This window comes from Pseudomonas prosekii (assembly GCF_900105155.1).
In the GTDB taxonomy this organism is placed as follows: Bacteria; Pseudomonadota; Gammaproteobacteria; order Pseudomonadales; family Pseudomonadaceae; genus Aquipseudomonas; species Aquipseudomonas prosekii.
On record NZ_LT629762.1, the window covers coordinates 2,705,001 to 2,727,712 of the forward strand.

Below are 22,712 nucleotides of genomic sequence, written 5' to 3' on the forward strand. Positions count from 1 at the left end.
AAGTTCTCGATCAGAATGTCTGACTTCGCCGCCAGCTCACGCACCAACTTCTGCCCTTCAGGACGAGTGAAATCGATGGTTACCGATTGTTTGTTGCGATTGGCCGACAAGTAATAGGCGGCCTCGCTGGTGTTCTCGCCATAGGCGTCTTTCAGAAAAGGTGGCCCCCAGGCGCGCGTGTCGTCGCCATTGCCCGGGCGCTCGACCTTGATTACTTCGGCGCCGAGGTCGGCGAGGATCTGCCCGGACCATGGCCCGGCCAGCACCCGCGATAAATCCAGTACCCGTAGATGCGAAAGCGCGCCCATGGCCGTTCTCCTGTTAATAGAACGCCTGGATGCCGGTCTGCGCGCGACCAAGGATCAGCGCGTGCACGTCGTGCGTACCTTCGTAGGTATTCACCACTTCCAGATTGACCAGATGACGAGCGACGCCGAATTCATCGGAGATGCCGTTACCGCCCAGCATGTCGCGAGCCATGCGCGCGATGTCCAGGGACTTGCCGCAGGAGTTGCGTTTCATCATCGAAGTGATTTCGACCGCCGCAGTGCCCTCATCCTTCATACGGCCGAGACGCAGGCAGCCTTGCAGCGCCATGGTGATTTCGGTCTGCATGTCGGCCAGTTTCTTCTGGATCAGTTGAGTGGCCGCCAGCGGCCGACCGAACTGTTGACGATCCAATGTGTATTGGCGCGCGGTGTGCCAGCAGAATTCGGCAGCACCCAGTGCGCCCCACGAGATGCCATAACGCGCGGAATTGAGGCACGTGAACGGGCCTTTCAGACCGCGCACATCCGGGAAGATGTTCTCTTCAGGGACAAACACGTTGTCCATGACGATTTCGCCAGTGATCGATGCGCGCAAACCAACCTTGCCGTGAATCGCCGGAGCGCTCAGGCCTTTCCAGCCTTTCTCCAACACGAAACCACGGATATCGCCGGCATCGTCCTTGCCCCAGACCACGAACACATCGGCGATCGGGCTGTTGGTGATCCACATTTTGCTGCCGGTCAGGCTGTAGCCGCCGTCGACTTTGCGCGCTCGAGTAATCATCGCGCCCGGGTCGGAGCCGTGGTTCGGCTCTGTCAGACCGAAGCAACCGATCCACTCGCCGGAAGCCAGTTTCGGCAGATACTTCTGTTTTTGCGCTTCGGTGCCGAATTCGTTGATGGGCACCATGACCAGCGAAGATTGCACGCTCATCATCGAACGATAACCGGAGTCGACGCGCTCGACTTCACGGGCAATCAAGCCGTAGCTGACGTAGTTCAGGCCGCTGCCACCGTATTCCTCGGGAATGGTCGCGCCCAGCAGGCCCACATCACCCATCTCGCGGAAAATTGCGATGTCGGTCTTTTCATGGCGGAAAGCTTCGAGCACACGCGGCGCGAGCTTCTGCTGAGCGAATTGCTCGGCGGTGTCGCGAATCATGCGTTCTTCTTCGGTGAGCTGTTGATCCAGCAGCAGTGGATCGATCCAGTTGAAGCTAGCTTTACCGGCCATGAGTGAGTCCTCTCGAATCGGGTCAAATAACGTGGACTGATCCTAGGCCCGGCTCAGCATTCCGGCAAACGAGGATTTTGCATACTGTTGTGCTAATTTCTCACTCCGAAACATCGCGAAAGCTCATTAATGCGATGTATGAGTGAGGTTCAGGTACATGCGCAGGAAAATCCCCAGCACCACGGCGCTGATCAGCTTCGAAGCGGCCGCACGCCACGAGAGCTTTACCAAGGCTGCGCAGGAACTTTCCCTCACCCAAGGGGCGATTTGCCGACAGATCGCCAGCCTTGAGGACTTCCTCAGCGTCGAACTGTTCCGACGCTCGCGGCGCGGGGTAAAACTGACCGAAGCGGGACTTTCCTACAGCCGCCGCGTCGCCACGCAACTGGATGCCGTGGAGCGCGACACCTTGTCGGTCATGGGCCAGCAAGGCGCCAACGTTATCGAGTTGGCGGTAGTGCCAACCTTCGGCACTCAATGGCTGCTGCCACGGCTCAAGGATTTTCAGCAGCAACACCCGGAAGTGACGGTCAATCTGACCAACCGCACCCGGCCTTTCCTGTTCGCCGACACTGAGTTCGACGCGGCGATTTATTTCGGTGACGCCGATTGGTCGGGTACTGAATCCCACAGGCTGATGGGCGAAAATCCGATGCCGGTGTGCAGCCCCGCCCTACTGGGGAAGAAGACTCTTCTGACACCCAGCGAAATCGCTGAACTGCCACTGTTGCAACAAACCACCCGGCCCTACGCCTGGCGCCAGTGGTTCAACTCGCAAAACCTCAACATCCCCCGCGACATGACAGGTCCGCGTTACGAGCTATTCTCCATGCTTGCGCAAGCGGCCATGCATGACATGGGCATCGCGCTGATTCCGCCATTCCTGATTCAGCGTGAGCTGGCCGAGAAACGCCTGGTGATTGCCAACCCGCAGGCCCTGTCGAGCATCAAGGCGTATTACCTGATGATTCCCGAGCGAAAGGTCGAATCCGCTTCTTTAAGGGCTTTTCGCGACTGGCTGGTAAATCAGGCACACGGCTACAGCCTCGAAGGATAAAGGCTATCGCCAATTAGCTGACCCCGTAGTCAGTAAAATCAAAACCCTACAGATATAAGTATTTGTCGCATATTCATAGACTGTACTTGCAAGCAGTACAAACGTCCCACAAGCGCCTGTGGACGTGGCTTTCAGCCTCTATTGGCCAGCAATGCCAGCTCATTCACCGCGCCAATGTGTAAATTCTTTAATTTCGACCAGAATCCTTACAGGGCACAGCCTGCAAGGGATTGCGCCGGTCAGTTGCGACATTCGGTCACGGGGTGACTTGTAGTTAATTTTCCGTCACCCGTCATAATCCCTTGATGGGCACAAAGTTCGCCTGCAAAATGCCGCGCCCCGCCCTGATTTGGCGGGATCGTGCTGATCGGCCGCCCCAGTCGCACCATCCGAAGTGCCTGGGTTTACTCAATAAGATCACGCAGGAGATTTGACGTGCACATTGGTGTTCCTCTCGAAACCCAAACGGGTGAAACACGGGTTGCTGCAACCCCGGAAACCATCAAGAAACTGATCGGCCAGGGTCATAAGGTCACTGTGCAGAGCGGCGCCGGCGTTAAAGCCAGTGTTGTCGACAGTGCTTATGAAGCGGCAGGCGCAACCATTGGCAGCGCCAACGATGCGTTTGGTGCCGAGCTGATTCTCAAGGTGGTCGCCCCCAGCGACAGCGAGCTGGCGCTGATCAAGAGCGGCACCGTTGTGGTGGGCATGCTCAATCCGTTCAGCAATGAAACCATCGCCAAACTGGCTGAATGCGGAATCACCGCGTTTGCTCTGGAAGCCGCGCCGCGCACCTCCCGCGCACAAAGTCTGGATGTGCTGTCGTCGCAAGCGAACATCGCCGGTTACAAAGCCGTGTTGCTCGCCGCGCACCACTATCCGCGCTTCATGCCGATGCTGATGACTGCTGCGGGCACCGTGAAAGCGGCGCGCGTGCTGATTCTCGGCGCCGGTGTTGCCGGTTTGCAGGCGATCGCTACAGCGAAACGCCTGGGTGCGGTGATCGAAGCGTCGGACGTGCGTCCGGCCGTGAAGGAGCAGATCGAATCCCTCGGCGCCAAGTTCGTCGACGTGCCTTACGAGACCGATGAAGAGCGCGAATGCGCGGTCGGTGTCGGCGGTTATGCGCGGCCGATGCCGGCGAGCTGGATGCAGCGTCAGGCCCTGGCCGTGCACGAACGCGCCAAGCAGGCTGACATCGTCATCACCACCGCGCTGATCCCCGGCCGCAAGGCGCCGACGCTGCTGAGCGCGGACACCGTGGCGCAGATGAAACCCGGTTCAGTGGTGATCGACCTCGCGGCGGCTCAGGGCGGCAACTGCCCGCTGACCGTGGCCGATCAGGTGGTCGTCGAAAATGGCGTGACCATTTGCGGCCCGACCAACCTCGCCGGTGCAGTCGCCGCAGATGCTTCGGCGCTGTACGCCCGTAACTTGCTGGACTTCCTCAAGCTGGTTTTCAACAAGGAAGGCCAGTTTGAAGTAAACCTCGAAGACGACATCGTCGCTGCGTGCCTGATGTGCCGCGACGGCCAAGTCATCCGCAAAAACGCCTAAGCAGGGATTCAGACGATGGAAGAGCTTATCTCCCCCGGTATCTACAACCTGATCATCTTCGTGCTGGCGATTTATGTCGGTTATCACGTGGTCTGGAACGTTACACCTGCGCTGCATACGCCACTGATGGCGGTGACCAATGCCATTTCGGCGATCGTCATCGTCGGCGCCATGCTGGCCGCCGCTTTGACCGTGACGCCACTGGGCAAAACCATGGGCACCCTGGCGGTGGCGCTGGCGGCGGTCAACGTCTTCGGTGGCTTTCTGGTCACCCGCAGAATGCTTGAGATGTTCAAGAAAAAAGCCCCGAAAGTCGTAAAAGAAGAGGCGCCCAAGTAATGAGCATGAACCTTGTCACGACGCTCTACTTGATCGCGTCGATCTGCTTTATCCAGGCCCTCAAAGGCCTGTCGCACCCGACTACCTCGCGGCGCGGCAACGTCTACGGCATGCTCGGCATGGCGCTGGCGATCCTCACCACCGTCGGCCTCATCTATAAGCTCGGCGCGGAGCTGGCTACGGCCGGCATCGGTTATGTCATCGTTGGTTTGCTGGTCGGCGGCACCGCCGGCTCGATCATGGCCAAACGCGTTGAAATGACCAAGATGCCGGAACTGGTCGCTTTCATGCACAGCATGATCGGCATGGCTGCGGTGTTCATCGCCATTGCTGCGGTTGTCGAGCCGCAATCGCTGGGCATCGTCAAACAGTTGGGCGACGCGATTCCGGCGGGCAACCGTCTGGAGCTGTTCCTCGGCGCAGCCATCGGTGCGATCACCTTCTCCGGTTCGGTCATCGCTTTCGGCAAGCTCTCGGGCAAGTACAAGTTTCGTCTGTTCCAGGGCGCGCCCGTACAGTTCGGCGGTCAGCACAAACTGAACCTGGTGCTGGGCCTGGCGACATTGGCGCTTGGCATCACCTTCATGCTTACCGGCAACCTCAGCGCCTTCGCGCTGATGCTGGCCCTGGCGTTCGTGCTTGGCGTGCTGATCATCATCCCGATTGGCGGCGCGGACATGCCGGTTGTGGTGTCGATGCTTAATAGCTATTCCGGCTGGGCGGCGGCGGGTATCGGCTTCTCGCTGAACAACTCGATGCTGATCATCGCCGGTTCGCTGGTCGGTTCGTCCGGCGCGATCCTCTCCTACATCATGTGCAAGGCGATGAACCGTTCGTTCTTCAACGTGCTGCTCGGTGGTTTCGGCAACACCGCAGACGCGGCTGGCCCGGCGGGTTCGAAAGAAGCGCGGCCGGTGAAATCCGGTTCGGCTGATGACGCAACCTTCCTGCTGACCAACGCCGACACCGTGATCATCGTTCCGGGCTATGGCCTGGCGGTGGCACGCGCGCAGCACGCGTTGAAAGAGCTGACCGAGAAGCTGACCCACCGCGGCGTGACCGTGAAGTACGCGATCCACCCGGTGGCCGGTCGGATGCCCGGCCACATGAACGTCTTGCTGGCCGAGGCCGAAGTGCCTTACGACCAGGTGTTCGAGATGGAAGACATCAACTCCGAGTTCGGCCAGGCCGACGTGGTGCTGGTGTTGGGCGCCAACGACGTGGTCAACCCGGCGGCGAAGAACGATCCGAAATCGCCGATTGCCGGCATGCCGATTCTGGAAGCGTTCAAAGCCAAGACGATCATCGTCAACAAGCGTTCGATGGCCAGCGGTTATGCCGGCCTGGACAACGAACTGTTCTACCTCGACAAAACCATGATGGTCTTCGGCGACGCGAAGAAAGTCATTGAAGACATGGTCAAAGCCGTCGAGTAAAACCTGCCTCAGCGCAACACCAAAAACCTCAGCCTTCAGTAGGCTGGGGTTTTTTTATTGCTGCCCAATTCCCCCGCGAACCCGACCAAAGGCTCTAAATCAGGGCTTGGCATTCGACCATGGTAGCGGGACGGATTTTCTTCAAATCACTAGACTGCGTACCTTGCTTTCGTTGCCCGAGATAACAATCCATGTACCGTGACCGTATTCGCTTGCCTTCGTTGTTGGATAAGGTGATGAGCGCCGCCGACGCTGCCGCTCTGATCGAGGACGGCATGACCGTCGGCATGAGCGGCTTTACCCGCGCCGGCGAAGCCAAAGCCGTGCCCCACGCATTGGCCGAACGCGCCAAGATCACTCCGTTGAAAATCACCCTGATGACCGGCGCGAGCCTGGGCAACGACCTCGACAAACAACTGACCGAGGCCGGCGTCCTGTCGCGGCGCATGCCGTTCCAGGTCGACAGCACGTTGCGCAAGGCGATCAATGCCGGCGAAGTCATGTTCATCGACCAGCACCTGTCGGAAACCGTCGAGATGCTGCGCAACCAGCAACTGACGCGGCCGGATATCGCGGTGATTGAAGCCGTGGCGATCACCGAGCAGGGCCATATTGTGCCGACCACCTCGGTGGGCAACTCGGCGAGTTTCGCGATCTTCGCCAAGCACGTCATCGTCGAGATCAACATGGCGCACAACCCGAATCTCGAGGGTTTGCACGACATCTATATCCCGACCTACCGCCCGACCCGCACGCCGATTCCTTTGGTGAAAGTCGATGATCGGATTGGCAGTACCGCGATTCCGATTCCGCCGGAGAAGATCGTGGCGATCGTCATCACCAATCAATCCGACTCGCCGTCCACCGTGCTGCCACCGGACGTCGATACTCAGGCGATCGCCGATCACCTGATCGACTTCTTTAAAGAAGAAGTCGCTGCGGGGCGAATGACCAACAAGCTCGGGCCGCTGCAGGCCGGGATCGGCACCATCGCCAACTCGGTGATGTGCGGCTTGATCGATTCGCCGTTCGAAGACCTGACCATGTATTCCGAAGTGTTGCAGGACTCGACATTCGACCTGATCGACGCCGGCAAGCTGAGTTTCGCCTCGGGCAGCTCGATCACCCTGTCGGCGCGGCGCAATGCCGATGTGTTCGGCAACCTCGAACATTACAAAGACAAACTGGTGCTGCGCCCGCAGGAAATCTCCAATCACCCGGAAGTGGTTCGGCGCCTGGGCATTATCGGGATTAACACCGCGCTGGAATTCGACCTGTACGGCAACGTCAATTCCACCCACGTCTGCGGCACACGGATGATGAACGGCATCGGCGGCTCGGGCGATTTCGCGCGCAATGCGCACTTGGCGATCTTTGTGACCAAGTCGATTGCCAAGGGCGGCGCGATTTCCAGCGTGGTGCCGATGGTCAGCCACGTTGACCACACCGAGCATGACGTCGACATCCTCGTCACCGAGATCGGTTTGGCTGACTTGCGAGGCTTGGCGCCGCGCGAACGGGCGCGGGCGGTGATCGACAACTGTGTGCACCCGGACTATCGCCAGGCGCTGGACGACTACTTCACAGCTGCTTGCGCCATCGGCGGGCACACGCCGCACATCTTGCGCGATGCCCTGCGCTGGCACATCAACCTGGAAGAAACCGGGCGGATGCTGGTGGTCTGATACAGCTCAAGAACAGCTGACGCACACACAGTTGCGTCAGCGGGTTCTTGTCACTCGCCATCCTGACAAAAACTGTACTGCTGTACCGGTCATTTCCTTAGGAATTTACCTACACTTCCTACCGCTCCAGGCAAAAATGCACCTTAACAGTGCTTACAGGTACAGTTGCCTCAATTTCGACCAGTACACCCCCTATAAACAGTTAACTGGTCTCTCACAATACAAGTGAACTGTATCTAGGGAGACTGGCGAAACGAGAGGATCATTGGCATCAGTTAAACCACTACCTAATCCCGCCACAAGCGGAAGGATGTCAACCATGGAACGTACACTCAGTTCCGAACTGTTCTTCGAAGATACCGCTGCAAAAACCCAGGCTTCCATGCCTCTTCGCGTTTTCGCCAACCTGATGTTGTGGCAGCGCCGCATTACCAGCCGCCATCAATTGGCTCGCCTGGATTCGCGTCTGCTGGCTGATGCCGGGATTAGCGAAGCACAACGCTACGAAGAGCTGAGCAAGCCGTTCTGGCGCTAAGTTAGCGTCGCTGGCTCTGACCTGAAGGGTCCACCGCCAGCAACCCGAATTGAACAAACAATACCCGTCGTGGGAAACCACGACGGGTTTTGTCGTTTCAGGGCTTTAAAAAGCGCAGTCAGTACAGTTTCAATAATTCTGATAGTGACCGGTACACTTCGACAGACTGCATCGGTGAAGCCTCACACATAACCATTTCGTCTCGCCACGCTGTTCGAATCCATACTCCCCAGCCTAATATCCCGTCAGAACGTGGCGAACGCGGCATCACTGGCGTCTGACTGTTCAGACGCTGCGTCACCTCTCAATCGGTTTCATCCACAGGAGTTACCCCCATGTCCCGTCTTCGTCTGTTGAGCGCTGCAGCCTTGTTCGCCGTTGCCGCCAGTGCGCACGCTTCGAGTTTCATCGTGACCACCGATGCCGTTGTCGGTGCACTCAAATCCAGCTCCGACGCTACCTCCAACCTTTCTTCCTCACTGCGCGACAACAAAATCGTGCGCGCCGCGCGTGACGACGCCGCCAGTTTTGTCGCGAGCAACGGCGACATTCGTGGCGTGAAACTGGAAAGCGCGTTCGACGAAATCCGCCATCAGGCGCCTCAGTTGAATGCCAGCGACGCCCAGTTGGCTCAGGCCATCCTGGCCATCTGACCTGTGTTTGCAGACGGGGCACGCAAGTCGTGTCCCGATGTTGCAACGCTGGCTCTAGTCCGGGCATTGCGCTAGCCTTGGGACTCGCTTTCAGCTAACGAGTCTCATGCGTTTTCTTTCAAATTGTTTACTCATTCCCGGTGTTGCGCTGGCCTGCTGGACGGGTTCGGCGGACGCCTTTGATGCTTTTAATCTGTCCACCCAAGGTGTTGTGGTCAGCGGTTATGCCACCAGCATGGTGACCTCCGCGCCCTTCGACCATAAACTGCTGGTCGCCGCTCAGGATGATGCTGCGGCATTCATTGCCAGTGACGGCCAACTGCGAGGAGCACAGCTGGAATCCGCGCTGGATTATCTGCGTCGAGCCCAGCCAAAACTTCATGCCAGCGACCTTGAACTGGCGCAGGCAATTCTCGTCCAATAGTTATCTTTGTTCCTCCGGAGTCGTTCCATGCGTAGCCCGCTGATTGCTGCCACCCTTGGCCTGCTGTTGTTGGCCGACGTGGCCCAGGCGCACACCCTGGTAGCCACCAGTAACATCATCGTTCGTGCCTCCCAGCGCACCATCGATTTCACTTCCGATACCACCACGTCGATTCGCGATTCGAAAATCGTTCGCGAAGCGCATGACGATGCCGCCAGTTTCATCGCCAGCGACGGCGATATTCGTGGCGCGCACCTGCAAGCCGCGTTCGACACCTTGCGCACCCGCGTGCCGGAAGCGCGTGACGCCAGCGATCAGGTTCTCGCCGAAGCCATCCTCGCATTGTGAGGCGGCTAAGCGCCTGGCTCCTGGCCGGGGTGGTGTTGCTGCTTGGCAACACCGCCCAGGCCAGCCTGCAATTACGCCTCAAGACCGACGGTCTGAGTCCCGCGCAACAGCAGGCCAGCCAGGCGCTGCTCGATGAAGCCATGCAGGCATTGCCGCCGCGTTTCATTGAGCAACTGGACCGGCGCATCGATGTCGGCTGGACCGACGACATGCCCGCCAACGCCTACGGCCAAGCGTCGCTGGTGTCCGAACTGGATCTGAATCGCAATCTGCTCGACAGCCTCACCGATGGCAGTGCCGCGAGCAAAAAGACTTACCGCCCACACGGCACCGTGCGCCGCGAAATGCTCGCCACGGTGGTGCATGAACTCACCCACATTTACGACCGCGCGCGCCTGTGGCCAGACGCCGAGCGCACGCTGATCCAGCGTTGCATCCAGCGCAACAACAGCTCCGGGCTGATCGGCATTCCCGACCAATGCCGCGGGCAGACCGAACGCCGCTTCACCCTCAGCGATGACCCGCGCCTGCTCGACCTCGCCGGTTGGCCGCAATACGTCGGCCGCCGTGGCGAACGTGAGCAGCACAACCGGCAGGTCGTCCGCAGCCCGGACATCTACGAAACGAGCAATCCCAAGGAGTTCGTAGCGGTCAACATGGAGTATTTCCTCCTCGACCCGAGCTACGCCTGCCGTCGTCCCGCGCTGTATCGCTATTACAAAGAACATTTCGGCTGGGCACCCGCCGCCAAGGACACCTGCGACAAATCCTTCGCGTTCCTCAATGCCGGCAACGATTTCGCCAAAACGCCACTCGGCCACGTCGACCCCGAGCGCGTTTACGCCGTCGATTATTTGCTCGCCGAGGCCAACCAGAACTGGGTCAGCCGTTGGGGCCACAGCATGTTGCGCCTGGTGATTTGCGCGCCGGGCCGGCCACGTGGGCCGGATTGCCGGCTGGACCTGGATCAGCATCTGGTGCTGTCCTACCGCGCCTTCGTCGGTGACGTGCAGTTGTCGAGTTGGGACGGTCTGGTCGGCAAATACCCTTCGCGGTTGTTTGTCTTGCCGCTCGCGCAAGTGATCGACGAATACACCAAAACCGAATTGCGCAGCCTCGCTTCGGTGCCGCTGACGCTGTCGCGCAAGGAAATCGAGGAAGTCGTGGAACACGCCGCCGAGATGCACTGGAGCTACGACGGCAACTACTTCTTCCTCTCCAACAACTGCGCGGTGGAAAGCCTGAAATTGCTCCGCAGCGGCAGCAACAACGCGCAACTCACCGGGCTCGACAGCATCATGCCCAACGGCTTGCTGGAAGTGCTCAAGGGTCGCGGATTGGCTGACACCAGCGTCCTCGACGACCCGCGTGAAGCGCTGCGCCTGGGATATCGTTTTGACTCGTTCCGCGATCGCTATCAAGCGATGTTTGCAGTGCTGAAGAAGAATCTGCCGATCAAGCAAGCCACGGTCGAAGACTGGTTGTCGTTATCCGCCGAGGAGCGTCGACAGTGGATCGCTCAGGCGGATTTGCGCACCAGCGCGGCGTTGCTGCTGCTGGAACAGGCGAGTTTCCGTCGGCAATTGCAATTGGCGCAGGACGAAGTGAAACAACGTTATCTCGGCGCCCGCGAGCTGCAGAACGGCGGCATGGACAAGGCCAACGCAACATTGCAGCAGATCCTCGCCAACAGCGGCTTCCTCAGTCGCCCGGCCGAATTGCTCGGTTCCGGTGGTTATGGATTGCCGCAACCGAGCGAATCGGCGCGGCTGGAAGCGGAAAGCAGCCTGCGCCAGAAACAGTTGCAATCGCTGACCGGGGATCTGGACAAGGAAGTGCGCGCGTTGCTCGAACCAAGCCGTGCGGCGGAGATTGCCGCCAATGAGGCCAACCTGAAACAGGTTGGCGAACATTTGCGGGCATTGCATAAAGCGGCGGGCGGGTTGGAGCTACCTTAAAGCGAAATCTGCCACAGCATTTCGCCCTTGATCGTGTAGGAGCAAAGCTTGCTCGCGAAGGCCACACTGCGGTGTATCGGGTACACCCCGTCATCGTTCTTCGCGGGCAAGCCTCGCTCCTACGGGGTCGGTAAATCAGTTCAGCACACCGTCCAGAATTTCATAAACAATCCCCGTTCCCACCGCGATCAACACAATGTCGGTCCCGGCGCGGCGCCATTCGTAACCTTGGTAATACGGCAGCCGCGACAACGCGCGGTTGTCCAGGCGCTCGCCGTAATAGCCATGCGGCAGCGGCCGGCCGCGTTCCAGGTGAATACCCGGCGGTGGCGGCGCACCGCGCACGAAATAACCGTGATTGTCATGAATGCTCTGGCGCACCGGGCCAAAGTCCCGTGGCGGCGGGCCACCGCGACGATTGTCCGGCTGGCCACGATGATCGTCACCACGATTATTCCCGGGCGGGTTACCCGGCTGATTACCAGGCTGGCCACCGCGATTATCGTGCTGGCCCTGCTGCGGACCGCCGCGGTCGTGATCGTCGCGCTGATCGGCGCTGGCGTGCAGCAACGGGGTCGCACTCAGCATCAGTACGCCCAGGCTGGCAATCAGACGTTTCGGCATTTTCATCGGGATTTCCTCACTGCACTTACAGCAAAAAGGGATTCAGAACGGTGTCCTGAATCCCTCGATCTTGCTGATTAGTCTGTGTCGCGAGGCGCTAATTCCTCTGTATCAGGAACTTTACCTTCAGCTGACGCGGGCCTTACGCACGCCATCGGCCAGCGCTGCGCAAAGGCTCAGGACACCGTCGATCGCCTGATCCGGCGTCGACGCATTGGCGATGTGATCGATCAATGCCGAACCCACCACCACACCGTCGGCCAGACGCGCAATCGCCGCAGCCTGCTCCGGCGTACGAATGCCGAAACCAATGCTGATCGGCAGATCGGTGTGGCGACGCAGACGCGCAACCGCTTCTTCGACATGCTCCAGCGTCGCTGCGCCAGCGCCGGTCACGCCGGCCACCGAAACGTAATAGACGAAACCCGAGCTGCCATTCAAAACCGTCGGCAGACGCACATCGTCTGTAGTCGGCGTGGTCAGGCGGATGAAATCCAGCCCGGCAGCCTGCGCTGGGTCACACAGCTCGCCGTTATGCTCCGGCGGCAGATCGACCACGATCAGACCGTCAACCCCGGCCTCTTTGGCATCGCCGATGAAGCGCTCGACGCCATACATATGAATCGGGTTGAAATAACCCATCAGCACCAGCGGCGTATCGCTGTTGCCCTCGCGGAATTCGCGAACCATTTGCAGGGTTTTCGCCAGGTTCTGCTTGGCGGCCAGTGCGCGAATGTTCGCCAACTGGATCGCCGGGCCATCGGCCATCGGATCGGTGAAGGGCATGCCCAACTCGATCACATCGGCACCAGCAGCGGGCAAGCCTTTGAGGATCGCCAGCGAAGTGTCATAGCTCGGGTCGCCGGCAGTGACGAAGGTCACCAGGGCCGCGCGGTTTTGTTCCTTGAGTTCGGCAAAACGCGTTTGCAGGCGGCTCATCAGTGTTTCTCCTGCTGGGATTGCGCTTTTTGTGACTGCTCCATGTGGTGCATCACGGTTTGCATGTCTTTGTCGCCACGGCCGGACAGGTTGACCACCATCAGGTGATCGCTTGGCAGGTTCGGTGCGCGTTTGAATACTTCGGCCAGGGCATGCGCACTTTCCAGTGCCGGAATAATCCCTTCCAGACGGCAGCATTTGTGAAACGCATCGAGGGCTTCGTCGTCGGTCACCGAGGTGTACTGGACGCGGCCGATGTCATGCAACCACGCGTGTTCAGGGCCGATGCCCGGATAGTCGAGGCCGGCGGAAATCGAGTGCGCGTCGATGATCTGGCCATCGTCGTCCTGCAACAGGAACGTCCGGTTGCCGTGCAACACACCCGGCACGCCGCCGTTGAGGCTCGCCGCGTGCTTGCCGGTTTCGATGCCGTGGCCGGACGCTTCAACGCCGATGATCTCGACGCTGGTGTCATCCAGGAACGGGTGAAACAGGCCCATGGCATTCGAGCCACCGCCAATGCACGCCACCAGGCTGTCCGGCAGACGACCTTCCTGAGCTTGCAACTGGTCGCGGGTTTCCTTGCCGATCACCGCTTGGAAATCACGCACCATTGCCGGATAAGGATGCGGGCCAGCAACGGTGCCGATCAGGTAGAACGTGCTGTCGACGTTGGTCACCCAGTCACGCAGGGCTTCGTTCATCGCGTCTTTCAACGTGCCGGTGCCGGCAACCACCGGAATCACTTCGGCGCCCAGCAGCTTCATGCGAAAGACGTTGGCCTGCTGACGTTCGATGTCAGTGGTGCCCATATAGATGACGCAATCGAGACCAAAACGCGCGGCCACGGTGGCGGTTGCCACGCCGTGCATGCCGGCGCCGGTTTCGGCGATGATGCGTTTTTTGCCCATGCGCCGCGCCAGCAGGATCTGGCCGATGCAGTTGTTGATCTTGTGCGCGCCGGTGTGGTTCAGCTCTTCGCGCTTGAGGTAGATTTTCGCGCCACCGCAGAATTCAGTCAGGCGTTCCGCGTAATACAGCGGGCTTGGACGGCCGACGTAGTCGCGCTGGAAGTAGGCCAATTCCTCTTTGAAGGCAGGATCTTCCTGAGCCAGCTCATACTCACGGGCCAATTCGAGGATCAACGGCATCAGGGTTTCGGCGACATAACGGCCGCCGAACGCGCCAAACAGGCCGTTGGCGTCGGGGCCGTTGCGCAGATTAGTCTGGGTCATGAGCGCTGCTCCAAAGGAATTCGTGAAATGACAATGACGCCCACTCTACCCCTGACGTCCTGGACTGAAAACCGATAAGATCGCCGCAACCTGTCAGGAAAACTCACAGATACCATGAGCCACGACCTTCCTCCGCTGAACGCCCTTCGCGCCTTCGAAGCGACCGCCCGCCTAAACAGCGTCAGTCAAGCCGCCGAGCAGCTGCACGTCACCCATGGCGCCGTCAGTCGGCAGCTTAAAGTGCTTGAAGAACACCTCGGCGTCAGCCTTTTCGTCAAGGAAGGTCGAGGCCTTAAACTCACAGATGCCGGTGTGCGGTTACGCGATGCGAGCGGCGAAGCGTTCGAGCGCTTGCGCACGGTTTGCGCCGAATTGACCCAGAGCACCGCCGACGCGCCGTTCGTCCTGGGTTTATCCGGCAGCTTGCTCGCGCGCTGGTTTATTCCGCGCCTCGGCCGACTCAACGCGGACCTGCCGGACTTGCGCCTGCACCTGTCGGCCGGTGAAGGCGACCTCGACCCTCGGCGGCCGGGGCTCGACGCTCTGCTGGTATTCGCCGAGCCCCCGTGGCCCGCCGACATACAAGTTTACGAATTGGCCAGCGAGCGCATCGGCCCGGTCATGAGCCCGCGCTACGCCGGTTACGCCAATTTGCAGGACGCTGCACCAGAGGCGCTGCTGAATGAACCGCTGTTGCACACCACTTCGCGCCCGCAAGCCTGGCCGAGCTGGGCACAGCAAAGCGGCCTCGACGCCAAGGCGTTGAAGTTCGGGCAGGGTTTTGAGCATTTGTATTATTTGCTGGAAGCGGCGGTCGCCGGGCTGGGTGTCGCGATCGCCCCGGAGCCGCTGGTGGCCGAGGACTTGAAGGCCGGTCGCCTGGTTGCGCCGTGGGGTTTCAGTGAAACACCGGCGCAACTGGCGTTGTGGCTACCTAAGCGCGCCGCAGACGGGCGCGCTCGGCAATTGGCGCAGTGGCTGAAAAACGAGCTGCGCCAAGCGGATCAGTCACCGCGTTTGCACAGCAAGTAGGCTGCAAGCAGGCCCAGGGCGCCAACAGCGACACCCGCTGTCGTCCAAGGGTGTTCCTGAGCGTAATCACGAGTGGCGATCCCGGTTTCGCGGGTCTTCACTTTGACTTCTTCATAAGCATCGGCGAGCAGGTGGCGCGAGTGCTTCAGCGCGCTCTCGGCGTTGCTTTTCAATACCTTGAGAGTTTTGCGCGACTCGTCCGAAGCGTCGTCCTTCAGGCTTTCCAGCGACTTGAGAAGACTCTCGATCTCGGCTTCCATGCTTTGCAATGAGGCTTTACGTAAAGAGGTGTTGGCCATGTTGGCTCTCCTTCATTGGTGATGAGTAGCGTGTGTTGGTTGGGACTTCAGCCTTCTGAGAAAGTGCATTAATTCTGAACTTTGCTGTGGGAATAGCCGACAGAAGTAATACGAAAAATCACTGCTAGGCTGTATTTCATACCCCAAGGAGAACGCTATGACTGACCATCACACGTACAAAAAAGTCGAGCTGGTCGGCTCGTCCCCCACCAGCATCGAAGACGCAATCAACAATGCGCTGGCCGAAGCCAGCAAGAGCCTGAAACACCTCGAATGGTTTGAAGTGACCGAAACCCGCGGCCACATCGAGAACGGCAAGGCTGCGCATTTTCAAGTAACACTCAAAGTCGGGTTCAGGATTGCCAGCAGCTGAGTTTGGGCTAGTCTTCTGAACTTGCGCGCTGGCCGAGTGCCATAGGGAATGGCAAAGCGCTACATGTGCACCTGGCTAATCGCCGGGTGCCCCTATTGATCCGACCAGGGAATGCGACCGATGAAGAAGTTTATTTTGGCAGTAGGTTTGTTGAGCCTTGCCGGTACAGCGTTGGCTGCCGGCAAGCCATGTGAAGAGCTGAAAGCGGAAATCGCTGCGAAGATCGATGCCAAAGGTGCATCAAGCTACACATTGGATATCGTCGATAAGGGCACGGCGGCTGACGGCAAAGTTGTCGGCACCTGTGAAGGCGGCAGCAAGGAAATCGTCTACAAACGAGGCTGATTTCGCTTGTGTGAAATGAAAAAGCCGACTTAAACAAGTCGGCTTTTTTCTGCGCGCGATCTGGGCCTTAGCCCTTCATTGCCTGCGCCAGCAACTCGTACGAGCGCACGCGATCGGCATGTTCGTAGAGGTCGCTGGTAAAGATCAGCTCATCAGCCTGGGTCTGCTCGACCAGCACTTCCAGCTTCGCGCGGATTTTCTGCGGGCTGCCGACCATCGCCAGACCGAGGAAATCGCCGACCGCTTCCTTCTCGTGCGGCAACCATAAGCCGTCCATGGTTTTCACCGGCGGACGTTGCACCAGGCTCTGGCCACGCATCAACGCGAGAATTCGCTGGTAGACCGAGGTCGCCAGGTAATCGGCCTGTTCGTCGGTATCCGCCGCCACCAGTGGCACGCCGAGCATCACGTAAGGTTTGTCCAACGTCGCCGACGGCTTGAAGTGATTGCGGTAGACGCGAATCGCCTCGTGCATGAAACGCGGGGCGAAATGTGAGGCGAAGGCGTAGGGCAAACCGCGCTCGCCGGCCAATTGCGCACTGAACAGACTGGAACCAAGCAACCACACCGGCACATTGGTGCCCGTGCCCGGCATCGCGATGATCCGTTGATCCGGCGTGCGCGGGCCGAGGTAACGCATCAATTCTGCAACATCTTGTGGAAATTCATCAGCGCTGCCGGAGCGTTCACGGCGCAGCGCGCGGGCGGTCATCTGATCTGAACCGGGCGCGCGGCCCAGGCCCAGGTCGATCCGGCCGGGATAAAGACTTTCGAGGGTGCCGAACTGTTCGGCGATGACCAACGGCGCATGATTGGGCAGCATCACCCCACCGGAGCCGACACGAATGGTCGAAGTGCCGCCCGCCAGATAACCGAGCAACACCGAGGTCGCCGAACTGGCGATGCCGTCCATGTTGTGGTGTTCGGCCACCCAGAATCGCGTGTAGCCGAACTTTTCAACGTGTTGCGCCAGGTCCAGGGAATTGCGCAGCGACTCGCCAGCGCTGCCATTTTCGCGCACCGGCACCAGATCGAGGGTCGAGTATTTGATATCGGACAGTCGTTTCATAAACCTGCTTCTCCAATGGGGTCGCAGGTTTTTCACGAACGAAAACCTGCCGAGTCTTAAAGCGTTCCCTATGCAATGAGGGCATATACCCGAGTTTCAATAGCAGCGACGAATTTGCCTACCAGATAAGCGGTTTGTTCCGACAAGATGAACTTTGCCCAGTCTTCTATCCTCAGAACCCTAGCAACCGAAAACCACGAAGGCGCGACGCTCGCGCCGGATCTTGAGGAGGCAGACATGGCTATCACGAAGAAAGCATCGGCTCATTGGGAAGGTGACCTGAAAACCGGCATCGGCTCTATTTCCACTGAAACCGGTGTACTCAGAGAAGCGCCCTACGGCTTCAAGGCCCGTTTCGAGGGCGGCAAAGGCACCAATCCTGAAGAACTGATTGGCGCAGCCCACGCAGGCTGTTTCTCCATGGCGTTCTCGATGATACTCGGCGATGCCGGCCTGACGGCTGAAAGCATCGACACCAACGCCGAAGTGACTCTGGACCAGGTGGAAGGCGGATTCGCGATCACCGCGGTGAAGCTGATCCTCAAGGCTAAAATTCCTGGCGCGAGCCAGGCTCAGTTCGAAGAATTGAGCAACAAGGCCAAAGAAGGCTGCCCGGTTTCCAAAGTGCTGAATGCGAAAATCAGCCTGGATGCAACGCTGGTCAGCTGATCGACAAGGCTTGAGTCGGCGCTGATGGCGCCGACGCTTTCGCAAGCAGGCTCGCTCCCCCCTGGAATGCATTTCCACTGGCGGGAGCGAGCCTGTTCGCGATGGCAACTTTGCAAACGCTTGAATACCAACAGCTAAAACCCCGGTTTGTGAGCGAAGTCAGCACGCGTTCGGCAAAACTGTGGTCGAATTGGCGACAGCAGCTAAAGCGCAGCAACCTGCGCGCTGCCTCAAGGAGCTTCAACCATGAAACGTTTTGCCCTGGCGATTTTCTGCTGTTCGCTGGCGACCTCGGCCTTCGCCGAGATCAAAAATTGTGAAGAACTCAAAAATGAGATTGAAGTGAAGATCCAGGCAAGGGCCGTGCCGTCCTACACGCTGGAGATTATCACCAAGGAAGAAGCTGAAAAGCACGACATCGCCATGGTCGTCGGCAGCTGCGAGAACGGTACCAAAGCCATCATTTATCAAAAAAATGGCGATGATCAGCCTATTGGCACTCAGCCACCTGCTGGCGTTGATCAGCCCGCTGATGTTGGCCAGCCTAAGGCACGCAGTTGATCTGTCGTTCTTCGGCAACAATTTCACCCCTTGCATCGAGCAATCGCGCGCTAGGGGTAAAGGAAAGGGATCGGCCTTCAAGACGATAACGTTGGCCGGCCTCGAAATGGTCGTATTGCACGATCATGTAGCACAGCCGCTCCTGGGGATCGCTGAAAATCCCCAGCCCGCCGCCAAAGATCTCGAAGTCGAAGCGCACGATCAATTCGTGGCTGCCGGGCGTTACCTGGAAGTAACGGCCATCGGCTAAACGCTGTTTATCCAGGCGTTCGGCCATCAGCAGCTTGCCACCCGGCGTTGGCGTGGCGAGGTCGATCCAGGCCATTTGCGGATCGACCGCAGGCAACGGGCTCGCGCAACCGGATACAACGCCTGCAACGAGCAGCAACAAAAACCTGCGCATGATGAATTTCCCGAAGATCAGTCATTCAGCATAGCGCCGATCAAGTGCTCTGGCAGCCCGCCGGTGTGCCTTGGCCAATGACCTTCTGCTGCTGGTCGTAGAGCTTCGCCCATGGCCGGAAGCCGATATTCCCCGCTTGCAGCTGATAGCGCTGGCCGGCGTTGAATTCCTTGAATTTCACACTCAACTGACAATCGCGCCACAGCGGTTCGCTGGTCGGGCCGATATTGGTCGGCTGCACCGCGAACTGGTAACGCACCTTCAGCTCATGGCTGCCGGGCTGCACTTCAAAATAACGTCGGTCGGTGGCCGCTTTGTCGTCGACTTTCAGCGCTTGTAACGCGGCGTCATCCTGTTTCGAATCGAGGTCGATCCAGGCTTGCGCCGGATCAGGGTCGGGCATTCCAAAACCGGCACAACCAGCCAGTGTCAGCAGGCTTGCGGTCAGCATCAACTTGCGCATAGCGGAGCTCCAGTCAAGCGGGATAGTCTTGTCGGCAGACTTCCAGGGATGTTTTTATTTTGATCAGGCCGTGTCCAAGCCTTGGGTTACTTGATCGCGTTTTGCGCGTTTTGTTTCCGGGTGTGTTGTTTTTGTTGCTCAACGGTTGCGCCAGCGTCAGCTATTACGGGCAATTGGCGTCGGGTCAGTTGCAGTTGCTGCGCGCCCGCGAGCCGGTTGCCGAGGTGGTTGCCGACCCTCAGCGCGATGGCCAATTGCGCGCGCACCTGGCGCAATCGCAAAAGGCCCGAGCGTTCGCCAGCGCGCATTTGCACCTGCCGGATAACCAGAGCTATCGCTTGTACGCCGATATTGGCCGGCCGTATGTGGTGTGGAATGTGTTCGCCACGGCGGAATTTTCCCTGACGCCGCACAATCATTGTTTTCCGATCGCCGGTTGCGTGGCCTATCGCGGCTATTACAGCCAAAGCGCCGCGCGAGGCGAGGCGGCCATTCAGCGTTTGCAAGGCATGGACGTGGCGATTGGCGGCGTCGAGGCGTATTCGACGCTGGGCTGGTTCAACGATCCGATCATCAGCTCGATGATGCATTGGGGCGATGAACGCCTGTCGACGCTGATCTTCCACGAACTGGCGCATCAGCAGTTTTATGTACAGGACGACACTGAATTCAATGAATCCTTCGCCACCTTCGTCGAGCAGGAAGGCACCCGCCAATGGCGCGCCAGCCGTGGTCTCGCACCCGACATCGGCGCGCAGACGCGCCAGCGCGACCAGTTCATCCAACTGATCCTCGACACCCGCACGCGCCTGGAACAGCTCTACGCCCAACCGCTGGCCGCCGAGCAGATGCGCCAACGCAAAGCCGCCGAATTCGAACGGTTACGCAGCGACTACCGCGCACTGCGCGACGGCCAATGGGCCGGAGACAAACGCTACGACGCCTGGATCAACCAACCGCTGAACAACGCACGGCTACTGCCATTCGGCCTGTACGACCAATGGGTGCCGGCGTTCGCGGCGTTATTCCGCCAGGTTGATGGCGATTGGCTGAGGTTTTACGCCGAGGTACAGAAGTTGGGCCAGTTGCCAGTTGATGAGCGCAAAGCGGCGTTGAAAGCGTTGGCCGGGAGTTAAGATTTGCAGCGGTTTGGCGGGCCTCATCGCGGGCAAGCCATGCTCCCACTGGGATGTGTTGCCCCAATCTGTAGGAGCATGGCTCGCCCGCGATGAGGCCCGCAAAATCACATCAGAAATGGCTCACACCCAAATTGCATCCCACAAAGAATAATCACCGGTTTTTTTAACCAAACCCGCACGCACAGGATTGGTAACGATATACCGGGCAACCGCCAACAAATCCTCTTCCTTGCGAATCGCTCGATCGTGGTAACCCTGTTGCCAAAGCGGACCTTGGCGCTGCGTCGCACGGTTTAATGCCACCGTCGTCCGCGACTTGGTGCGCGCCATCAATTTAGGCAGTGAAAGGTTTTGAAGTTCAATCAGCCAATGAAAGTGATCCGGCATGACCACCCAGGCAAGAGAGTTGGCGAACTGCTCTTCTTGCGCCTTTCGGAATGCTTCGACGACCAACCGGCCTGTTTTATAGGTGGTAAAAACTGGCTGGCGTTCTAACGCGACAACGGTCACCAGATAGATTTGTCCGGATTCCGAATAGCGGCCGGTGCGCAAACGGTGAGAGTAATTCTGGCTAGGCATAGATGATCGTCCTTGATCGTGAGCTGAATTATCAGGCTAGGCGACAAGGAGTCTGCGGGGGTTAAACAGTTGCTCAGGATGTGTCTGTGAGGGAGCCATCGCGGGCAAGCCTTGCTCCCACAGAGTCGGCGCAAGGGATGATGTTGCGTTCGCGACAAAACCATAGAAGCGAACCCAGCCTCCTGAGGCTGACAAACCGTGGGAGCAAAGCTTGCTCGCGATGGCGGTCTGACTAACCGCGCAAAAACGCTTGGTGCATCTCATCCAGCGTCTCAAAGTGATAGGCCGGGGCTTCGGCGGTGAGTTCTGCGTGGCTGCCGAAACCGTAGCCTACTGCGACGGCCGCCAAGCCATTGCTTCGGGCGCCGATCAGGTCGTGTTTGCGGTCGCCGATCATCAGGGTGTTCGCCGGGTCGAGGCCTTCTTCGGCGATCAGATGAGCGATCAACTCGACTTTATTGGTCCGCGTGCCATCCAGCTCGCTGCCGTAAATCACTTTGAAATGTTTGGCGAAATCAAAATGCCGGGCGATTTCCCGGGCGAATATCCACGGTTTCGACGTCGCGATATACAACTGCCGGCCCTGCCCGATCAGGGTTTCCAGCAATGGCGTAACACCGTCGAACACACGGTTTTCGTAGAGCCCGGTGACTTTGAAACGTTCGCGGTAAAAATTCACCGCTTGCCAGGCCTTGGCTTCGTCGAAACCGTAGAACTGCATAAACGCCTGCAACAGCGGCGGGCCGATGAAGTGTTCGAGTTTGCTCAGGTCCGGCTCGTCGATACCCAGATTGGCCAGGGCAAATTGAATCGAGCGGGTAATCCCCTCTCGCGGGTCGGTAAGGGTGCCGTCGAGGTCGAATAAAACTGTTTGGTGATGCATGAAAATTCCTGGGCAGTAGCGGGTCGGTTTAATCGAGAGCGATCAGATCTGGTCGTAACCTTCGGCCAGATGCAGGTCTTTGAGCTTCACGTAGTTCGCCGCGCTGTAGGTGAAAAAGGAGTTTTCCTTGTCGGACAGTGGGCGGATTTGTTTCACCGGGCTGCCGACGTAGAGAAAGCCGCTTTCCAGGCGTTTGCCCGGCGGCACCAGGCTCCCGGCGCCGATGATCACGTCGTCCTCGACCACCGCACCGTCCATGACAATGCTGCCCATGCCGATCAGAACGCGGCTGCCGATCGAGCAACCGTGCAGCATGACTTTATGCGCGATGGTCACATCGTCGCCGATCAGGCAGGGAAAACCCGCGGGATTGAACGGCCCGGCGTGGGTGATGTGCAACACGCAGCCATCCTGAACACTGGTGCGCGCGCCGATGCGGATGCGGTGCATGTCGCCGCGGATCACCGTCAGCGGCCACACGGAACTGTCCGCGCCGATTTCGACGTCGCCGATGACCACCGCCGAACGGTCGACAAAAGCGCCTTTGCCCAGCAGCGGCGTGTGGTTGAGATACTTGCGAAGGGTCACGATAGGTTCTCTCTCT

At 59.0% G+C, this 22,712-nt stretch carries 27 protein-coding genes and 1 pseudogene (1 of these 28 only partly in view); 16 read left to right on the top strand and 12 right to left on the bottom strand.

Going from position 1 to position 22,712, the window contains the following annotated elements; genetic code table 11:
* Nucleotides 1–308 carry the start of a CaiB/BaiF CoA transferase family protein gene (locus BLU01_RS12170; RefSeq protein WP_092275367.1) on the bottom strand. The gene continues 913 nt to the left of window position 1, outside the view, so the window shows 308 of its 1,221 coding nt (coding positions 1–308); it begins with the start codon at nucleotides 306–308; the stop codon falls past the left edge of the window.
* A 13-nt stretch (nucleotides 309–321) separates the two neighbouring features.
* Nucleotides 322–1,503, bottom strand: coding sequence for an acyl-CoA dehydrogenase (locus BLU01_RS12175; RefSeq protein ID WP_092275370.1), 1,182 nt, complete (start codon nucleotides 1,501–1,503; stop codon nucleotides 322–324).
* A 157-nt stretch (nucleotides 1,504–1,660) separates the two neighbouring features.
* Between BLU01_RS12175 and BLU01_RS12180 the strand changes: the two genes are divergently transcribed.
* The 10 genes from BLU01_RS12180 (at nucleotide 1,661) to BLU01_RS12225 (ending at nucleotide 11,495) form a co-directional block, all read left to right on the top strand.
* Complete coding sequence (locus BLU01_RS12180) at nucleotides 1,661–2,560, top strand: LysR family transcriptional regulator (protein WP_092275372.1); 900 nt, start codon at nucleotides 1,661–1,663, stop codon at nucleotides 2,558–2,560.
* Nucleotides 2,561–2,995: 435 nt separating this feature from the next.
* Nucleotides 2,996–4,117, top strand: a complete 1,122-nt coding sequence (locus BLU01_RS12185; RefSeq protein ID WP_092275375.1) for a Re/Si-specific NAD(P)(+) transhydrogenase subunit alpha — start codon at nucleotides 2,996–2,998, stop codon at nucleotides 4,115–4,117.
* 15 nt (nucleotides 4,118–4,132) lie between these two features.
* Complete coding sequence (locus BLU01_RS12190; protein ID WP_007947884.1) at nucleotides 4,133–4,456, top strand: NAD(P) transhydrogenase subunit alpha; 324 nt, start codon at nucleotides 4,133–4,135, stop codon at nucleotides 4,454–4,456.
* Nucleotides 4,456–5,892, top strand: a complete 1,437-nt coding sequence (locus BLU01_RS12195; protein WP_092275379.1) for an NAD(P)(+) transhydrogenase (Re/Si-specific) subunit beta — start codon at nucleotides 4,456–4,458, stop codon at nucleotides 5,890–5,892. The genes BLU01_RS12190 and BLU01_RS12195 overlap by 1 nt, the downstream gene beginning before the upstream one ends.
* A gap of 191 nt (nucleotides 5,893–6,083) precedes the next feature.
* Nucleotides 6,084–7,577 carry an acetyl-CoA hydrolase/transferase family protein gene (locus tag BLU01_RS12200; protein ID WP_092275382.1) on the top strand — a complete coding sequence of 498 codons (1,494 nt, stop codon included), beginning with the start codon at nucleotides 6,084–6,086 and terminating at the stop codon, nucleotides 7,575–7,577.
* A 319-nt stretch (nucleotides 7,578–7,896) separates the two neighbouring features.
* Nucleotides 7,897–8,112 carry a DUF1127 domain-containing protein gene (locus BLU01_RS12205; protein WP_092275385.1) on the top strand — a complete coding sequence of 72 codons (216 nt, stop codon included), beginning with the start codon at nucleotides 7,897–7,899 and terminating at the stop codon, nucleotides 8,110–8,112.
* A 335-nt stretch (nucleotides 8,113–8,447) separates the two neighbouring features.
* On the top strand, nucleotides 8,448–8,765 hold the full coding sequence (locus BLU01_RS12210; RefSeq protein WP_092275388.1) for a DUF2388 domain-containing protein: 318 nt from the start codon (nucleotides 8,448–8,450) through the stop codon (nucleotides 8,763–8,765).
* 106 nt (nucleotides 8,766–8,871) lie between these two features.
* Nucleotides 8,872–9,189: a DUF2388 domain-containing protein gene (locus BLU01_RS12215; protein WP_092275391.1), complete on the top strand. Its 318-nt coding sequence runs from the start codon at nucleotides 8,872–8,874 to the stop codon at nucleotides 9,187–9,189.
* Nucleotides 9,190–9,216: 27 nt separating this feature from the next.
* Entirely contained in the window at nucleotides 9,217–9,537 is a 321-nt protein-coding gene (locus BLU01_RS12220) for a DUF2388 domain-containing protein (RefSeq protein ID WP_092275394.1), read from the top strand.
* The gene (locus BLU01_RS12225; RefSeq protein ID WP_092275397.1) at nucleotides 9,534–11,495 is read left to right on the top strand and encodes a DUF7844 domain-containing protein; all 1,962 of its coding nucleotides are present in this window, start codon (nucleotides 9,534–9,536) and stop codon (nucleotides 11,493–11,495) included. The genes BLU01_RS12220 and BLU01_RS12225 overlap by 4 nt, the downstream gene beginning before the upstream one ends.
* 135 nt (nucleotides 11,496–11,630) lie before the next feature.
* On the opposite strand, the gene BLU01_RS12230 is transcribed toward BLU01_RS12225, so the two are convergent.
* The 3 genes from BLU01_RS12230 to trpB all read right to left on the bottom strand — a co-directional run bounded on the left by BLU01_RS12230 (nucleotide 11,631) and on the right by trpB (nucleotide 14,293).
* On the bottom strand, nucleotides 11,631–12,125 hold the full coding sequence (locus tag BLU01_RS12230) for an anti-virulence regulator CigR family protein (RefSeq protein ID WP_092275400.1): 495 nt from the start codon (nucleotides 12,123–12,125) through the stop codon (nucleotides 11,631–11,633).
* 120 nt (nucleotides 12,126–12,245) lie between these two features.
* Nucleotides 12,246–13,058, bottom strand: coding sequence for a tryptophan synthase subunit alpha (gene trpA / locus BLU01_RS12235; protein WP_092275403.1), 813 nt, complete (start codon nucleotides 13,056–13,058; stop codon nucleotides 12,246–12,248).
* Nucleotides 13,058–14,293: a tryptophan synthase subunit beta gene (gene trpB / locus BLU01_RS12240; protein ID WP_092275406.1), complete on the bottom strand. Its 1,236-nt coding sequence runs from the start codon at nucleotides 14,291–14,293 to the stop codon at nucleotides 13,058–13,060. The genes trpA and trpB overlap by 1 nt, the downstream gene beginning before the upstream one ends.
* Nucleotides 14,294–14,407: 114 nt before the next feature.
* Between trpB and BLU01_RS12245 the strand changes: the two genes are divergently transcribed.
* On the top strand, nucleotides 14,408–15,325 hold the full coding sequence (locus BLU01_RS12245) for a LysR family transcriptional regulator (RefSeq protein ID WP_092275409.1): 918 nt from the start codon (nucleotides 14,408–14,410) through the stop codon (nucleotides 15,323–15,325).
* On the opposite strand, the gene BLU01_RS12250 is transcribed toward BLU01_RS12245, so the two are convergent.
* Nucleotides 15,298–15,624: a DUF883 family protein gene (locus tag BLU01_RS12250; protein WP_092275412.1), complete on the bottom strand. Its 327-nt coding sequence runs from the start codon at nucleotides 15,622–15,624 to the stop codon at nucleotides 15,298–15,300. The genes BLU01_RS12245 and BLU01_RS12250 overlap by 28 nt on opposite strands.
* A 157-nt stretch (nucleotides 15,625–15,781) precedes the next feature.
* Between BLU01_RS12250 and BLU01_RS12255 the strand changes: the two genes are divergently transcribed.
* Both BLU01_RS12255 and BLU01_RS12260 read left to right on the top strand, forming a co-directional pair.
* Nucleotides 15,782–15,997 carry a dodecin gene (locus tag BLU01_RS12255; RefSeq protein ID WP_092275415.1) on the top strand — a complete coding sequence of 72 codons (216 nt, stop codon included), beginning with the start codon at nucleotides 15,782–15,784 and terminating at the stop codon, nucleotides 15,995–15,997.
* A gap of 120 nt (nucleotides 15,998–16,117) precedes the next feature.
* Nucleotides 16,118–16,342 (top strand): DUF1161 domain-containing protein, encoded by a 225-nt coding sequence (locus tag BLU01_RS12260; protein ID WP_092275419.1) that lies wholly within the window; start codon nucleotides 16,118–16,120, stop codon nucleotides 16,340–16,342.
* Nucleotides 16,343–16,409: 67 nt separating this feature from the next.
* On the opposite strand, the gene BLU01_RS12265 is transcribed toward BLU01_RS12260, so the two are convergent.
* Complete coding sequence (locus BLU01_RS12265) at nucleotides 16,410–17,411, bottom strand: LLM class flavin-dependent oxidoreductase (protein ID WP_092275422.1); 1,002 nt, start codon at nucleotides 17,409–17,411, stop codon at nucleotides 16,410–16,412.
* Between the two features lie 237 nt (nucleotides 17,412–17,648).
* Here BLU01_RS12265 and BLU01_RS12270 point away from each other — a divergent pair, with 237 nt between their 5' ends.
* Both BLU01_RS12270 and BLU01_RS12275 read left to right on the top strand, forming a co-directional pair.
* Nucleotides 17,649–18,080, top strand: coding sequence for an OsmC family protein (locus BLU01_RS12270; protein ID WP_092275426.1), 432 nt, complete (start codon nucleotides 17,649–17,651; stop codon nucleotides 18,078–18,080).
* Between the two features lie 246 nt (nucleotides 18,081–18,326).
* A pseudogene (locus BLU01_RS12275) lies at nucleotides 18,327–18,557 on the top strand (DUF1161 domain-containing protein); the annotation flags it as partial.
* A gap of 67 nt (nucleotides 18,558–18,624) precedes the next feature.
* Here BLU01_RS12275 and BLU01_RS12280 read toward each other — a convergent pair.
* Nucleotides 18,625–19,044: a PA0061/PA0062 family lipoprotein gene (locus BLU01_RS12280; protein ID WP_092275432.1), complete on the bottom strand. Its 420-nt coding sequence runs from the start codon at nucleotides 19,042–19,044 to the stop codon at nucleotides 18,625–18,627.
* A 40-nt stretch (nucleotides 19,045–19,084) separates the two neighbouring features.
* Entirely contained in the window at nucleotides 19,085–19,507 is a 423-nt protein-coding gene (locus BLU01_RS12285) for a PA0061/PA0062 family lipoprotein (RefSeq protein WP_092275435.1), read from the bottom strand.
* 59 nt (nucleotides 19,508–19,566) lie between these two features.
* Between BLU01_RS12285 and BLU01_RS12290 the strand changes: the two genes are divergently transcribed.
* The gene (locus BLU01_RS12290; RefSeq protein ID WP_092275438.1) at nucleotides 19,567–20,643 is read left to right on the top strand and encodes an aminopeptidase; all 1,077 of its coding nucleotides are present in this window, start codon (nucleotides 19,567–19,569) and stop codon (nucleotides 20,641–20,643) included.
* A 123-nt stretch (nucleotides 20,644–20,766) separates the two neighbouring features.
* Here the strand turns inward: BLU01_RS12290 and BLU01_RS12295 are convergent, their stop codons facing one another.
* The 3 genes from BLU01_RS12295 to BLU01_RS12305 all read right to left on the bottom strand — a co-directional run bounded on the left by BLU01_RS12295 (nucleotide 20,767) and on the right by BLU01_RS12305 (nucleotide 22,696).
* Complete coding sequence (locus BLU01_RS12295; protein ID WP_092275441.1) at nucleotides 20,767–21,225, bottom strand: REP-associated tyrosine transposase; 459 nt, start codon at nucleotides 21,223–21,225, stop codon at nucleotides 20,767–20,769.
* A gap of 232 nt (nucleotides 21,226–21,457) precedes the next feature.
* Complete coding sequence (locus BLU01_RS12300; RefSeq protein ID WP_092275444.1) at nucleotides 21,458–22,108, bottom strand: HAD family hydrolase; 651 nt, start codon at nucleotides 22,106–22,108, stop codon at nucleotides 21,458–21,460.
* A gap of 42 nt (nucleotides 22,109–22,150) precedes the next feature.
* Nucleotides 22,151–22,696, bottom strand: a complete 546-nt coding sequence (locus BLU01_RS12305) for a gamma carbonic anhydrase family protein (RefSeq protein WP_092275448.1) — start codon at nucleotides 22,694–22,696, stop codon at nucleotides 22,151–22,153.
* Nucleotides 22,697–22,712: the final 16 nt, after the last annotated feature.